The sequence below is a fragment of the Protofrankia sp. CiT1 genome (genome assembly GCF_917627335.1).
Lineage (GTDB): Bacteria > Actinomycetota > Actinomycetes > Frankiales > Frankiaceae > Protofrankia.
The window spans coordinates 13209-27040 of the sequence record NZ_CAKJTP010000050.1; the positions used below are offsets into that span (position 1 = coordinate 13209).

At 68.2% G+C, this 13832-nt stretch carries 13 protein-coding genes; 6 read left to right on the forward strand and 7 right to left on the reverse strand.

Features of this window, described 5'->3' with window-relative positions; genetic code table 11:
- The first annotated feature begins 72 nt into the window (after positions 1–72).
- The 6 genes from MJ785_RS10720 (at position 73) to MJ785_RS10745 (ending at position 5086) form a co-directional block, all read left to right on the forward strand.
- Positions 73–648 carry a R3H domain-containing nucleic acid-binding protein gene (locus MJ785_RS10720; protein ID WP_239307961.1) on the forward strand — a complete coding sequence of 192 codons (576 nt, stop codon included), beginning with the start codon at positions 73–75 and terminating at the stop codon, positions 646–648.
- A 227-nt stretch (positions 649–875) separates the two neighbouring features.
- Positions 876–1448, forward strand: coding sequence for an ATP-binding protein (locus MJ785_RS22245; protein WP_370651389.1), 573 nt, complete (start codon positions 876–878; stop codon positions 1446–1448).
- Positions 1334–2071 carry a 16S rRNA (guanine(527)-N(7))-methyltransferase RsmG gene (gene rsmG / locus MJ785_RS10730; RefSeq protein ID WP_239307959.1) on the forward strand — a complete coding sequence of 246 codons (738 nt, stop codon included), beginning with the start codon at positions 1334–1336 and terminating at the stop codon, positions 2069–2071. The genes MJ785_RS22245 and rsmG overlap by 115 nt, the downstream gene beginning before the upstream one ends.
- Positions 2072–2099: 28 nt before the next feature.
- Entirely contained in the window at positions 2100–3029 is a 930-nt protein-coding gene (locus tag MJ785_RS10735) for a ParA family protein (protein ID WP_305039269.1), read from the forward strand.
- Positions 3026–3964, forward strand: a complete 939-nt coding sequence (locus MJ785_RS10740; protein WP_239307957.1) for a ParB/RepB/Spo0J family partition protein — start codon at positions 3026–3028, stop codon at positions 3962–3964. The genes MJ785_RS10735 and MJ785_RS10740 overlap by 4 nt, the downstream gene beginning before the upstream one ends.
- A gap of 474 nt (positions 3965–4438) precedes the next feature.
- The gene (locus tag MJ785_RS10745) at positions 4439–5086 is read left to right on the forward strand and encodes a GNAT family N-acetyltransferase (protein ID WP_239307956.1); all 648 of its coding nucleotides are present in this window, start codon (positions 4439–4441) and stop codon (positions 5084–5086) included.
- Positions 5087–5210: 124 nt separating this feature from the next.
- Here the strand turns inward: MJ785_RS10745 and MJ785_RS10750 are convergent, their stop codons facing one another.
- The 7 genes from MJ785_RS10750 to murJ form a co-directional block, all read right to left on the reverse strand.
- Positions 5211–6500, reverse strand: a complete 1290-nt coding sequence (locus tag MJ785_RS10750) for an N-acetylmuramoyl-L-alanine amidase (RefSeq protein ID WP_239307955.1) — start codon at positions 6498–6500, stop codon at positions 5211–5213.
- 85 nt (positions 6501–6585) lie between these two features.
- Positions 6586–6912 (reverse strand): thioredoxin, encoded by a 327-nt coding sequence (gene trxA / locus MJ785_RS10755; RefSeq protein ID WP_239307954.1) that lies wholly within the window; start codon positions 6910–6912, stop codon positions 6586–6588.
- A gap of 317 nt (positions 6913–7229) precedes the next feature.
- Positions 7230–8240, reverse strand: coding sequence for a thioredoxin-disulfide reductase (trxB, locus tag MJ785_RS10760; protein ID WP_239307953.1), 1011 nt, complete (start codon positions 8238–8240; stop codon positions 7230–7232).
- A 165-nt stretch (positions 8241–8405) separates the two neighbouring features.
- Complete coding sequence (locus MJ785_RS10765) at positions 8406–9404, reverse strand: anti-sigma factor (protein WP_239380637.1); 999 nt, start codon at positions 9402–9404, stop codon at positions 8406–8408.
- Positions 9401–10099, reverse strand: coding sequence for an RNA polymerase sigma factor SigM (gene sigM / locus MJ785_RS10770; protein WP_239307951.1), 699 nt, complete (start codon positions 10097–10099; stop codon positions 9401–9403). Before sigM ends, MJ785_RS10765 begins: the two co-directional genes overlap by 4 nt.
- Before the next feature lie 27 nt (positions 10100–10126).
- Positions 10127–12037 (reverse strand): protein kinase family protein, encoded by a 1911-nt coding sequence (locus MJ785_RS10775; RefSeq protein WP_239380638.1) that lies wholly within the window; start codon positions 12035–12037, stop codon positions 10127–10129.
- Positions 12038–12145: 108 nt separating this feature from the next.
- A partial coding sequence (gene murJ, locus MJ785_RS10780; protein WP_370652918.1) for a murein biosynthesis integral membrane protein MurJ occupies positions 12146–13832 on the reverse strand: 1687 nt, incomplete at its 5' end.

The following is a 13832-nucleotide window of genomic DNA, read 5'->3' on the forward strand; positions in this document are numbered from 1 at the left end:
CTCCCGCGGCCATCGGATTCCCGCCCGCCGGACCTCCGGCAACAGACGTCTACCCTCGAAGGAGCTGTTCTGATGACTGGTTCGGCACCCGAGCTGACCGCCGACAGCGCTGGGGCTACCGAGGGCGGTGACCCGGTTCCGGCCCCGGCCCCGGCCGCTGAGACGCCGGTGAACGGTCGGCAGCGTATCGCCGATCTGGAGCAGGAGGGCGAGATCGCGGCGGACTATCTGGAAGCTCTGCTCGACATCGTGGACATGGACGGTGACCTCGACCTCGACGTGGAGGGGGAGCGGGCTGTCGTCGCCGTCGTAGGGGAGGGCCTGGAGCTCCTGGTGGGTGCCCGGGGGGAGACACTGGAGGCGTTGCAGGAGCTCACCCGGCTCGCGGTGCTCCAGAAGACCGGCGTTCGCAGCCGGCTCATGTTGGATGTCGGTGGTCACCGTGCCCGGCGCCGTGCCGAACTGCGAGAGCTCGCCACAGCGGTCGCCGCGCGGGTGCGGGCCGGCGGCCAGCCGGAGAAGCTGAAGCCGATGACGCCGTTCGAGCGCAAGGTCGTTCATGACCTCATCGCGACGCTGGACGGTGTGGCCAGTGAGTCCGAAGGGGAAGACCCCCAGCGCCGGGTGGTCATTCTCCCCGCGGGCTGACTGCGTTCCTGTCCGCCTGTCCGCCGTGATCCGCCGAACATGGCAGACAGGCGGTGTGTCGCGTCCGCTCCTGGCGTTGCGCTGAGAGCGTGTGTGAGATCGGGCTTTCGATCAGTGAGCCGCGGCCAGGCGGCCCCTGGCAAGGCGGAAGGCCGAAGCGATACCGGATGAGTTGTCTCGGTGTGGCCGACAACGCGGCCAGGGGCACCTGGGCGCGGTGAGCCGGAATGACGATCTCAAACAGCGCTCCCGGCCTGGACCCGGCCTGGACGGCGGCGGCGTTCGCGCGTGGCTGGTCGACCAAGGCCGGCGGCGCGCTCCACGGCCGCGGCCTCGGGCTCGCCCTGCTCCAGCAGGTTGTGGCCAGGTACGGTGGCCGGATTGATGTCACCAACGACCGCGGAGCGGTCTTCACCGTCCGCCTCCCGCTCGAACCGGTCGTGGTGGAGGTCGCTGACGTCGTCGGTATCTCCCGTGTCACGGCCAGGCGCTACCGTGAGCACCTCACCGGCCAGCACCTCACCAGCCGGACGCGGCGTTACGGTACTACCGGCCGGCCCCCGAGTCCCGCTATCGCTGGACAAGCCGGTGAACAGACCCTGCGGTGCGTTGGCCGCGCTTCCCGCACCAGCCGTTCCGGCCTTCCGCGAGGCTTCCCGATCCGGGCAGCGAGGATGCTGGTCGCATGGTGCCTGTGCCCGGCCCGCCGGCCGTTGCTCGTGACGTCTTCGGAGACGCTTTTGACCTCGCCTGTGTGTATGCCGACATCCTTGTCTCGGCCGGCGTCGAACGCGGACTGATCGGTCCTCGTGAGACCGATCGGATCTGGGATCGTCACCTGTTGAACAGCGCCGTGGTCGAGGAGGCGGTCGGACCAGCAAGCACCGTGGTGGACGTGGGGAGCGGCGCCGGCCTACCCGGGATTCCCCTCGCGCTCGCCCGTCCGGACATCAGGGTGACGCTTCTTGAGCCGATGCAGCGCCGGTGCGTCTTTCTGCACGAAGCGGTGGCGAGGCTCGGACTTGAGGGGCGGGTCACGGTTGTCCGGGGACGCGCGCCCAACATTGGCACTACCGTGGAAGGCCACGAGTTTGATGTTGCCGTCGCAAGGGCTCTCGCGCCTCTGGGACGGCTGGGCGCGATGCTCGTGCCGATACTGGGACCGGGCGGTGTCATGCTTGCACTGCGCGGTTCGCGCGTTGTCGAGGAGTTGTCGGTCGCGCGAGGTGAGCTGGATGCCCAGGGCTGGTGCGAGGTGGACGTCGTGAAGTGCGGAGTCGGGCGGCTTTCGGAGCCGGCCACCGTGTTGCGCGCCGTTTGCGGCACACCTGAGCCTGGGCGCCGGCAGGGAAGTAGGAAAACGCGTGAAGCACGGCGAGAACGGGAAGCGCAGCGTGCACGTGGACACTCACGTTCCACGTGAAACAGCGTCGCGGGGAAGCAACACGTCCATGGGTGCGGGACGGACCGCGCGTCGGTCCTCGGCTCCACCGTTGGACTCTCATGATCCATCCACCCCTATCGGAGCGGCGGCAGCGGCGGCAGTGGAAGCCTTGACCATGGAACGACGACGGCCGTTTCCGCGGCCTACCCGACGGCGCATCATTACGGTGGCCAACCAGAAGGGCGGGGTCGGGAAGACCACCACGACAGTGAATCTCGCGGCCGCCCTGGCCATGCACGGATGCCGGGTCCTGTGTATCGACCTGGACCCCCAGGGAAACGCGTCGACTGCTCTCGGCGTTGACCACCGGTCCGGTGTCCCATCCATTTACGAGGTTCTGCTCGGGGATCGGCCACTTGACGAGGTCGTGGTGCAGTCCGCCGAATCCGAGGGCCTGTACTGCGCTCCGGCCACCATCGACCTCGCTGGCGCCGAGATCGAACTGGTTTCGGTGGTGGCGAGGGAGACTCGCCTGCGGCGGGCGATTGCCGGGCTTAAGCAGGATGTCGACTACATCATCGTGGACTGTCCCCCGAGCCTTGGGCTCCTCACGGTCAACGCGCTGGTGGCGGCCAAGGAACTACTGATCCCCATCCAGTGTGAGTACTACGCGCTCGAGGGTCTCGGACAGCTCCTCCGCAACGTCGAACTCGTGCAGGCCCACCTCAATCCGGATCTGCGTCTGTCCACCATCATCCTGACCATGTACGACTCGCGGACGCGGCTGGCGGACCAGGTCGTCCACGAGGTCAAGGAGCACTTCGGGCCCCGTGTACTGGGCACGACCATCCCGCGTAATGTGCGGATCGCCGAGGCGCCGAGCTACGGCCGGTCGGTCCTGACTTACGACCCTGCCTCGCGGGGATCATTGTCCTACCTGGCCGCCGCGCGCGAGCTTGCCGAGCGAGGCTTCGAGCCGAATGGGGTGGGACTGTGACAGTGCGCAGGGGTGGACTGGGGCGAGGCTTGGGAGCGCTGATCCCGACCGCCATGGACGGCGCCGACATCGGCATCGACAGCGGTTTCGGGCTGAGGACCGGGCCGACGCCGGTTCATGGCGCGACCTTCCGGGAGATCGCGGTCGACTCGGTCACGCCGAATCCCCGTCAACCGCGGACGCATTTTGATGAGGAGACGCTCGAGGAGCTGGCCGCGAGCCTGCGTGAAGTCGGTCTGCTCCAGCCCATAGTCGTCCGCGAGATCATGCCTGGGCGCTACGAGCTGGTCATGGGAGAACGGCGATGGCGGGCATCCCGGCTCGCGGGCTTCAGCCAGATTCCCGCCATCGTGCGGGACACCACTGACGACGCCATGCTCCGGGACGCGCTGCTGGAGAACCTGCACCGCCAACAGCTCAACCCCCTTGAGGAAGCGGCGGCATACGAGCAGCTCCTGCGTGACTTCGGCGCCACTCACGAGGAGCTTGCCGGGAAACTCGGCCGGTCGCGATCCCACGTCACCAACATGATCCGGTTGCTGGGTCTGCCGCCGGCGGTCCAGCGCCGGGTGGCAGCCGGGGTGCTTTCCGCGGGCCATGCTCGGGCTCTGTTGTCGCTGGTGGATCCTGATTCGCAGGATCGCCTCGCCACCCGTATCGTCGCCGAGGGCCTGTCCGTCCGGGCTGTCGAGGAAATCGTGGCGCTGGGCGAGGAGGGGCCGCGCAAGACGGTTCCCCGTGCTCCCCGGGTTGTTCCCCCCGTTCTGGGCAAGTTCGCCGCCCGCCTGTCCGACCGTTTCGACACCCGCGTGAAGGTTGACATGGGCCGCGGCAAAGGAAAGATCACTGTGGAGTTCGGGAGCATCGAGGACCTGGAGCGGATCGTCGCGGTGATGACGGCCTCGGAAGCGGAATCAGGATCCGCGGTGGAATGAGCGGCCGCGTGCTGTCCGGCCGATCGCCGGGGCTACCGAAAGTCCGTCGTGGATTTTTCGGCTCGCTCCGCGAGCTGGACAGCCACGCCACGCGCAGCCGCGGCGTTCTGGTTGGGGCCGCCTGCCGCGGGCAGCCTCAATCCGGGCGTTTCACGTGGAACATCGCCGGTTGATTGCGCAAAATGATCATTTAATGTCGCGCCGCGCCGGTCGGTTTCTGGATCATCGGCCGAGCTCCGCCCGGTTCAGGGTGCACCGATCTCACTGGGACTACCTGTCCGATCCGCGCCCCGCGTCATGCCGCCGGGCTGGGAACGAGCAGCTGCGGGGCTGATCGGCTGGCCCGTGACGTTGTCCGTCTCACCTCCTGCCACGTTTCGAAAAAGATCCACATTGGATGCCTTAACCTGGTTGCGTGAGGGATGTCAGTGGTGACGTTGACGCTGGAACTCTGGCCACCTGGAACGTTGTGCTATGAGCCGTCGCATTGCCAACATCACTCTCGACAATATTGACGACATGCCGCGGCGCTGCCGCCGCTGCGTTTTCTGGGAGCTGGACCCGGTCGCCCGCAGCCGAGCGGAGGAGGCCGGAGGCACCGAGCTGGAGAAGGAAGCGTGGGTCTCCTCGGCACTCCTCGAGTGGGGCAGCTGCGGGAAGATTATTTATGTGGACGGCGCCGCGGCCGGGTTCGTGATGTTCGCACCGCCGGCGTACGTGCCCCGGTCGGTGGCCTTCCCGACGAGTCCCGTCAGCCCGGATGCCGTGCTTCTTATGACTGCGAAGATCCTGGATGACTTCGTCGGGCAGGGCCTGGGACGTGTCCTCATCCAGTCGGTAGCCAAGGACGTGGTGCGTCGTGGCTTCCGCGCTGTTGAGGCCTTTGGGGATCTGCGGGGCGAGGGAACTCGGTGCGTTGTGCCCGCCGAGTACCTGCTTGCCGTCGGTTTCAAGACGGTCCGGCCGCACCACCGTTGGCCACGGCTACGGCTTGAGGTCAAGAACGCCGTGAGCTGGCGCGAGGAGGTCGAGGTCGCGCTTGAGCGGCTGCTCGGTTCGATGGCGCCGGAGGGCATGCTGCGCCAGGTCGGCAGCACCGCCGGAACAGCGCCCGCGGGCTGACCGTCCCCTGCTGGCAGCTGTTTTTCCGGGCGGGCCTCCGAGGGGGGATGGCCGACAGGGGATGGTTGTGCTGACCCGGCGGCGGGCTGCGCGCGTGGCCGTGCGCATGGCCGTGCGCGAGGTCTCAGCGGACCGTACGCGAGGCAAGTGTCGGTACCCGTAGCTGTCCTGTGGGTGGGTCGAGATCCGGAGGCAGGAACAGGCGCTGTACCGCGGCGAGGATGCCCTCGGCGACGGTGGCCCGAAATTCCGGCGACTCGAGCGCCGCGGCGTCGTGCGCGTTCGTGAGGTAGCCCAGGTCCGTGCGGATGGTCGGCATCAACGTCCGCCGCAGGAGCTCCCAGGTCTTGGCATGGGTGCGGCAGTCGACGAGATCAGTGCGTGATACGAGTTCCTTCTGTACAAGTCCGGCCAGCCGTTCACCCACGGCTGATGATCCTCGGGCGTGGCCATAGTAGTAGGACGACACCCCCTGCGCCCACGGGGATCTGCCCGCGTCCACATGCAACGACAGGAGAAGGTCGGCGCCGATTTCGTTCGCCCGATGCGCACGTTCAGAGTCGTCCGGCGACTCGTGCGGACCATGCAGGAGGTACGCCTCCAGTCCCGAGGTCAACAGCCGTGCCTCGAGCCGAGAGGCAAGGTCGGCCATGAGGTCACGTTCGCACAGATTCCCGACGGTGACCCCCGGATCTTCTCCGCCGTGCCCGGGGTCGATCGCGACCACGACGCCGAGCAGGGAGGGACCCCGCTGGAGCAGTCGCACGGACTCCCGAAGCACGTCCGGACGGCCTCCGACAACGGTTCGTTCCAGCTTCTTCAGCTCCCGGAGCGTCAACGGTCCGCAGCGGCCATCCGGCTCCAGTCCCCGGTTGTGCTGGAAGTCCTTCAGCGCCGTCTCCGTTTGCGAGCTGAAGATGCCGTCCGCCCGCCCTACGTCGAATCCCATGTTCGACAGCCGTTCCTGTAGCGCTGCCACATCGTCTCCGATAAGGGGATGGTTGATGCTGTGGTACAGCAGGCGGTCGCCGAGTTTGCGACGGGCTTCGTCCAGCACCCGGAAGGTGTCCGGGCCGATGACGCCGTCCGCGGACAGGCCTCGGCTCTGTTGAAACGCGCGGACGGCGTCATCCAGGGCCTCGTCGAACAGGGACCCGTCGGCCGGTGCCGGATCGGGCCTGCGTGTGTCGGCAGGGTCCGTGACCTGGGCCCCCGGCTGGGCGAAGGAGCTACGGTCGCGCAGTCTCCGGTCTTCCGGAGGCACCGGCGATGTGGCTGGCTGGCGTGGCGCGGCCGGCAGGAACGACAGGGAGATCAATGCGGCGCGTACTTCGATGACGGAGGGATCACGGTCGCCGAGACGCAGCAGTCTCGTCCCACGGTTACCACTCGGATCTACTGACGGACGGGTCACGGGGACACAGGCTAACCCCGGATAGCGGTGAAGCCGCTATCCGGGGACCCTGAGTTCTCCCGAATGAAGATCTAAAAACGGGTTCTCAGATGTAGGCGGAAAGATCTCGCAGAAGAGCCGCTTTCGGCTTCGCGCCGACGATGCTCTTGTCCAGCTCGCCGTTCACGAAAACCGCCATGGTGGGTATTGACATAATTTGGTACTTTCGGGCAATCTGTGGGTTTTCGTCGATGTTGAGCTTGACGACGCGCAGTTTGTCGCCATGCTCGGCCGCGATCTCCTCCAGAACCGGAGCGATCATCTTGCACGGCCCGCACCACTCCGCCCAGAAGTCGACCAGGACGGGCACGCTGCTTCCCAGGACCTCATCAGCGAATGTGCTGTCGGTGACGGGCTTGGTTATCCCTGCCATGATGATCTCCTTTTGATCGTTGCTACCGGGATGGCGTCAGGACGACGCCACCGGATCAGGCCTTTAGAGCGTGTGTGAGATCGGGCTTTCGATCAGTGAGCCGCGGCCAGGGGGCACCTGCGCCCGGCAATAGGGGACGCGGCGTCGCGGGGCCAGGGCACGCACCTCGCGTCATCGCTCCCCGTCCATCGCCGCGCGACGCACGGGTACCCCGGCTCGCCGGCCGTCACCCACCACCTCTGATGGCTCCCTCCGCCGCCTCGCGATGCCCGCACCCCAGCTCCGCTCATTGATCCACACCATGTTGCCGGGCGCTCCTACGGCGCGACAGCCTCCGCGGGTACCCGCGGTATGGGTTCGCCGCCGTCTTCCCGCGCGGCCAGCCAACGCTCCGCGTCCAGCGCCGCCGCGCAGCCGGTGCCCGCCGCTGTGATGGCCTGCCGGTAGATGTGGTCGACGACGTCGCCGCAGGCGAAGACACCCGGAAGGCTGGTGCTGGTCAAAGGGTGGTCCACCATGATGTACCCGGCGTCGTCACATTCGAGCTGCCCGCGGACAAGCTCCGACCGGGGCTCGTGGCCGATGGCGACGAACAGGCCGGTCGCTGGGATCTCCGCGGTCTCCCCCGTGATGGTGTCGCGCACCTGGATGCCGGTGACCTTGTCCTCGCCGCGGATGGCCACGACCACCGAGTTCCAGCGAAAGCGGATCTTAGGGTTGGCTTTGGCGCGTTCCTGCATGATCGCGCTTGCCCGCAGCCGGTCCCGGCGATGGACGATCGTCACGGACTGGGCGAAGCGGGTCAGGAACGTTGCCTCCTCCAGCGCCGAGTCACCGCCGCCGACGACGACGATGTCCTGATTCCTGAAGAAGAACCCGTCACAGGTCGCGCATGCGGACACGCCGTGCCCAAGGAGGCGGGCCTCGTCCGCGATGCCCAGCATGCGGTAGGACGAACCGGTGGCGATAATCACGGTGCGGGCCAGGTGGGTCTCATCCGCCACGGTTATGATCTTTGGGTCAACCCGCAGGTCGACCGCGGTGACGTCGTCGGCCACGAGCTCCGCGCCGAACCGTTCGGCCTGGCCGCGGATGTTCTCCATGAGTTCGGGGCCTTGGACGCCCTCGGGAAAGCCCGGGAAGTTCTCCACCTCTGTCGTGGTCATCAGCGCGCCTCCGGCTGAGACGGCCCCCTCGAAGACCAGCGGGCGCAGGTTCGCGCGTGCCGTGTATATCGCCGCGGTATAGCCGGCCGGGCCGGATCCGATGATCACGACGTCGTGCACATCCGGACTGTTCGATCCATTCCCGTTGCTCTGCGCGGTCACATCTCCACCTGTCCTTTCAGGTCGCCGACGGCTGCCGGCGAGGCCGTGCGCATGCCACAACCGTTCCGCCGCACACCCGATTCCCGGGGAATCGGTCACACTCCGGCTCGGCCCGGTCAGGAGCGTAAGGACATCATCGCGCCGGTAGCGACCGAGAAAAGAGCATTACTGGGAGGCGGTTGTGCTGTACCACAGGGCTGCCGCCAGGTTGGTGACGCTGCACCGTTCGTCGAGCACGATCACTCGGAGCCGGTCGGCGGCGGTCGGGACGGACAGGACGACCAGGACGGCTGGCTGGCCGTTGAAGGTCACCAGATCGAGGGCCGCGATGCTCCCGCCTATCTGCGTGGCCAGGCTGAGATAGCACAGGCGCAGATCAGGCCGGGTCAGTTCGGTGATGACAGCGGCGACCGCGGTGGATGGGCCGGCCGTGGCGGCGTCATATGCACGCAGCGGTGCCCGCAACGTGCCCGGTATCCGCCCGGTTACCAGATCGAGCGCGTGCTGGGGAATTTCGGCCATGCTCACCGGGTGTCCGGTGTGCGCGAGGATGGCGGGCCCGGCCGCGTCCGAGACCGGCGCGGACGCGGCCTCACCGGCGGACCTGTCTCCCGCGTCCGCGCCGGGAGCCCGCGCCGGCAACGGTGTCGTCAGTGGTGCTGGCAACTCGCCGCCGCTCGCACTGGCCACGCTCTGGCCGGGCTGGCGGGCCAGCGCCACCATGAGGCCGACCATGCCCACAACAATGATCAGACAGGTCGCCGCCGTGAACCAGGCCGGGATCCGCGTGGGCCGGCTGCTGAGCCGGCTGCTGAGCCGGCTGCTGAGCCGGCCGTGGATGCGGCCTGGATGCCGGCCCGGTCGCCATGAGCCGGATGGGGGCGGTTGCCCGGCAGCCGAGTCGCGGCCGCCGGGCAACCGGCCGTTCCGTTCCGAAACCAGAGTGGCGCGCAGCCTTTCAGCGACATCCTCAGGCATGGTCACCGACGCGAGCGCCGCCAGATCCCGGCGCACCCGCCGCAGCGCGGTCACGGTTTCGCGGCACTGCGGGCAGGCTCCGATATGCAGCGCCACGCCGGATGACGAACCGTTGCCGTCGACGTCGGCGTTGCCCTCGGCGTAGGCGTCGAGGCGCTCAACATCCGGATGTTGATCAGCTATCATTGCCGATCACCTCCTCCGGCCGCTTCGGACGCATTAACGTGCCTGCTCTCACTGACGGAATCGAAGGCCGCAGGGTTCCCGGGACACAGGTAGTCGAGCATTACAGCCAGTTTTGCGCGCCCTCGCGCGCACCGGCTTTTCACTGTGCCCACCGGCACCGCGAGCAGCGTGGCGGCGTCCGCGACCGAATGCCCCTGGACGTCGACGAGTACCACGGCGAGCCGCAGTGCCTCCGGCAGCTGGCCAAGCGCGGCGTGGATGGCCAGCCGGGTCTCGCCCTCAGCGATGACATCGCGTGGTTCGGCCAGTTCGCCCCTGCCGTCCGCGGGCAATGGGACCTGCGGTCGGGCCGCACGGCGGCGCAGCCTGTCCAGGCAGGCGTTGACCACGATGCGGTGCAGCCACGTCGCCACCGACGCTTCCCCCCGGAAGGCGGCAGCACCCCGGCAGGCCGAGAGCATGGCCTCCTGGACGGCGTCAGCGGCGTCCTCGCGGTCCCGCAGCATGCAGACCGCGACCGTCCACAGGCGGTTGCCGTGGGCCTGAACCAGCGCGGCGAACGCCTCCGGGTCCCCGGCGGCGTGCCGGCGGAGCAGCTCCTGATCCCGCCTGGTCCGGTCCGTCGCCGGGACGGGCGCGGCGTCGTCGATGTCCACCGTGAACGGCTCGGCCGCAGGCGGCTCGGAAGAGGTCATGGGACGACGTGCGGGTGGGCCGCGGCTTCAGGAGTGGAAGGACATGTCGACGATCGACCCCTTGAATCGTCCGTCGGAGACCGTCGGCAGTTTGGTCAGCCACACAACCCAGTACCGGTGGGTACCGGCCGCGGCCGGTACCGGCACGTCGGCTGTGCCGGCCGCGGCGGTGGTCTCGCCGACGACGACCGGATAGCTGTTCACGTCGTTGACGACCGCGTCGCCGGCCCGCAGCTCGAACGAGGTTGGACCGCCGCCAAATGTAACTGTCATTTTACGAATAGTGACAGGCTGGCCGAAGTCCAGCCGAAGACCTACCCCGGACTTGGGGAGTCCGCCGAACTGCCTGCCGTCGGTGTTGTTGTAGCCACTCGTCGTCCAAGCCGTGGCGGCGTTCCCATCCACCGCCTTCGGCGCTTCGCTGTTGTTCTCGTCGCCGTCCGTCCCCTGGGGGTCGAACGCGGTGGCGGTCGGGGGCGGGAGAAGGACACCTACCGGAGTGGTCGGTGACGCGGTCGGCCCCGGCGGGGCCGGGGTTTTCTGCTGCGGTTGCCGGGTCAGCACGATCGCCGCAACAATGATCAGAGTAAGGGTGATCAGCAGCGCGACCATGATTGCCAGGACGCGGCGTGGTGAGGCGAAGGCTCCCTGGCGGTAGGGCGAGCCGTACTCGCCGCGGCGCCGGGCCGCGCCGCGCTGCCGCGCGGGCAGTCGGCCCAGGCCTCCGCCCGGATAGGCACCGTTGTCGAGACGGCCGCCACTGACCGGATAGGCGCCCCCGTCGTTGCCGCCGCGGTACCCGCCGCTCGCGTGACCGCCGGTTGGGCCCACCCCGGCAGCGTCCGCCGCGTACCCGGCAGTGGCGTACCCCGAGGTGATGGGCCCGGGAGTCATGGCCCGGGTCATCGGCGGCTCGTCGTCGATGCGGACCCGGCCGAGGTCCAGGGTGCCTTCGGGTGGCGCGATCTCCTCGAGCGCCTCGGCGAGCTCCGCGGCGGATGCGATCGGCGGGCGGCTCGCCCGATCGTCCCCGAGGACGGCGAGGGTGAGCGCGTCGAGGTTCCGCGGCACGCCCGCCCGGACCTGGCGCGGTGAGCATGTCCGTCCGTCACTGGTACGCGGGGCCGTGGGCAACCCGCATTCGCGTTTCAGTGGCCACCGTCCGGTCAGCGCCGAATACAGCAGACCACCCATTGCCCGGACATCGTCAGTGGCGAGGTCGGCCGAGTCAGCCCATGGCTCGGCCTGGCTGTGGGCGCCCTTCTCCAGCGCGGCGACGACGGAACCGGTGCCGAGGTCGACCACCTTGACCATGCCGTGCCCGGAGATGATGACATCGCTGGGCCGCAGGTCGCCGTGGTGGATGCCACGCTCGTGCGCGGCGGCCAGTACCCGCGCGACGGCCAGCATCACCGTGGCGGCCTGGTCTGGCCGCAGCGGGCCTTCGGCGGACAGCGTCTGCAGGGAGACGCCTTCCACCCATTCACTCACCACGTAGGACACCGGGCCGGTGTCGGTAGTGGTCGAGGTGGCGTCGTAGGTCGACGCCGCGCCCGGATGAACCAGCCGGCCGGAGCCGATGGCGGCGGACAGCAGCATCTCGGCGGCTCGATCACGTGCCGCAGCCGCGGAGTCACGCGCATCCGGCTTGGAGTGCTGCACCACGCGGACGGCAACGGAACGGGCGAGGATGCGGTCGTCGCCACGCCACAGGGTGACCGGACCACGTGTGTGCATCACTGACAGCAGCTGGTACCGGCCGTCCAGCATGGTCTTGATCGGCAGCGTGTCAGGCCCCGGCGGCGGCATTGGGCCGGTCTCGTCCGGAGGCTGCGGGGAGGAAGCGGGTACAGCCATGGTATCGGCCCCGCGGGTCGAGCTGCTCGTCACATCTTCATTGACGTCAGCCAACGGCGGTCGGTTGTGCCCGTCGACCACTGTGCCTCCGTCATCACCGGCGCGCCCGGCTGTCGTAGCCGGATGCGGCCTGTTCAGTGTACGAGTCTCCGGCCTGGCGATCGGTGATTGCACCAGTCGCGATTGGGATCAGTGCGCCGATCGGGAACCGAACCGACCACGAACGGTCGTGACAAGCGCCGCCATCTCCGCCAGTCGCATCCTGACAATAGCCGTGAGATAGATCATAACCCCAACCGCACAGGCGAGGAGCACACTTACGCCGGATCCGAGCCAGCCAGTACCGATGATCACGCGCACTCCCCAGGCAACCACGGCCGCCAGCACCGCGCTCAGGCCTCCGGCGATGGTCACCTGGGTGAGCATGCGAGAGATCCGCCCGCCGTCGATGCCGTCGAGACGGGCCCGCAACAGCGTGGACGACGCGGCGACACCTACCAGGTAGGAAGCGGCAAAGGCGAGCGCCAGCGCAACCGGGCGGTGTTTCTCGGGCAGCAGCGAGCTCAGCGCAAGCGCACAAACGATATTGGTAGCCACGACGCCTACGTTGATCAGCGCGGGTGTACGGCTGTCCTGATGGGCGTAGAAGGCACGCAGCTGCACCTGGAACAACGAGAACGGCACCAGGGCGACGGCGAAGGCCGAGAGGGTGTCGCCGATCCGCAGGGCGCCGGCGTAGCTCACGGCGCCGTGATTGAAGACCGTGACCGCGATCGGGCGTCCCAGCGCGAGCAACATGAGCGCCGCGGGCACGATCACGACCGCGGCCAGGCGCATTCCGGTGGAAAGATCTTGACGGACGAGGTCGCGCCGATTGTCGGCGGCATGCGCGCTCATCCGTGGCAGTAGCGCTGTGATCACTGATACGGCGATGATTGCGTAGGGTAGCTGGAAGATCTGATATCCGTACGTGTAGACGGTATATGCCGTTGCGGAGCTGGACAGCCGCACAATGACCAGGTACCCGATCTGGCTGACCGCCACGTAGAGCAGCGTCCAGCCGGCCAGGCGTACTGCCTGGCGCAGCCCCGGGTGGGACAGATCCAGCCGCGGCCGGTAGCGGAAGCCGACCGCCCGCAGCGACGGCAACAGGGCGAGCGTCATGATCACAACACCGAGGGTCGTACCGGCGGCCAGCACCGTGACCTGGGCATCGCTGATCCCGCCGACCGTGGGCGGCCTCGGTCCGGGCACGAGGACGAACGCCGCACAGGTGACTATCACGATCAGGTTGTTGAGCACCGGCGCGAACATCGGCGCGGCGAACGACTGCCGTACGTTGAGGATCGCCCCGATCGTGGCGCCCAGGCCGTAGAAGATCACCTGTGGCAGGAACCAGCGCAGGAACGTCACGGCGAGATCACGCTCAGCGCCGCCGGCGGCGAGATAAGCGCTGACGATGAGCGGGGCGGCCACCATCGCGACCAGCACCGCCCCACCGAGCGCCAGCACCACCAGGGTGAGCAGCGAGGAGGCGAACGCCTCGCCCCGGTCGGGGTCGTCCTTGGTGGCCCGGACGAGTACCGGCACGATGACGCTGGACAGCACTCCGCCGAGCAGCAGATCGTAGAGGATGTTCGGGGTCGTGTTGGCGACGTTGTAGGCGTCCCCGGCCGCGCCTGTGCCGATGGCCGTCGCGATCGCCACTGTCCGCAGGAACCCCGAGGCCCGGGAGGCGACCGTGCCGATTGCCATGGTCCCGCTGGCTCGGCCCAGGGTCATCGCACCGCGTCCGCTGGACTTTTTCGGCTGCTCGCCGGTCTGCCGGCCGGGTCCGGCCGGGTATGTTTCCCGTTCCGGTGGGAGGCGCCGGGGT

Bases quoted from the DNA above. Each gene is read 5' to 3' on its own strand.
- MJ785_RS10745 (WP_239307956.1), top strand. From the start codon at position 4,439: ATGAGCCGTCGCATTGCCAACATCACTCTCGACAATATTGACGACATG.
- sigM (WP_239307951.1), bottom strand. From the start codon at position 10,099: ATGACCTCTTCCGAGCCGCCTGCGGCCGAGCCGTTCACGGTGGACATC.
- MJ785_RS10735 (WP_305039269.1), top strand. From the start codon at position 2,100: ATGGGTGCGGGACGGACCGCGCGTCGGTCCTCGGCTCCACCGTTGGAC.
- MJ785_RS22245 (WP_370651389.1), top strand. From the start codon at position 876: ATGACGATCTCAAACAGCGCTCCCGGCCTGGACCCGGCCTGGACGGCG.
- rsmG (WP_239307959.1), top strand. From the start codon at position 1,334: ATGGTGCCTGTGCCCGGCCCGCCGGCCGTTGCTCGTGACGTCTTCGGA.
- MJ785_RS10720 (WP_239307961.1), top strand. From the start codon at position 73: ATGACTGGTTCGGCACCCGAGCTGACCGCCGACAGCGCTGGGGCTACC.
- trxA (WP_239307954.1), bottom strand. From the start codon at position 6,912: ATGGCAGGGATAACCAAGCCCGTCACCGACAGCACATTCGCTGATGAG.
- MJ785_RS10765 (WP_239380637.1), bottom strand. From the start codon at position 9,404: ATGATAGCTGATCAACATCCGGATGTTGAGCGCCTCGACGCCTACGCC.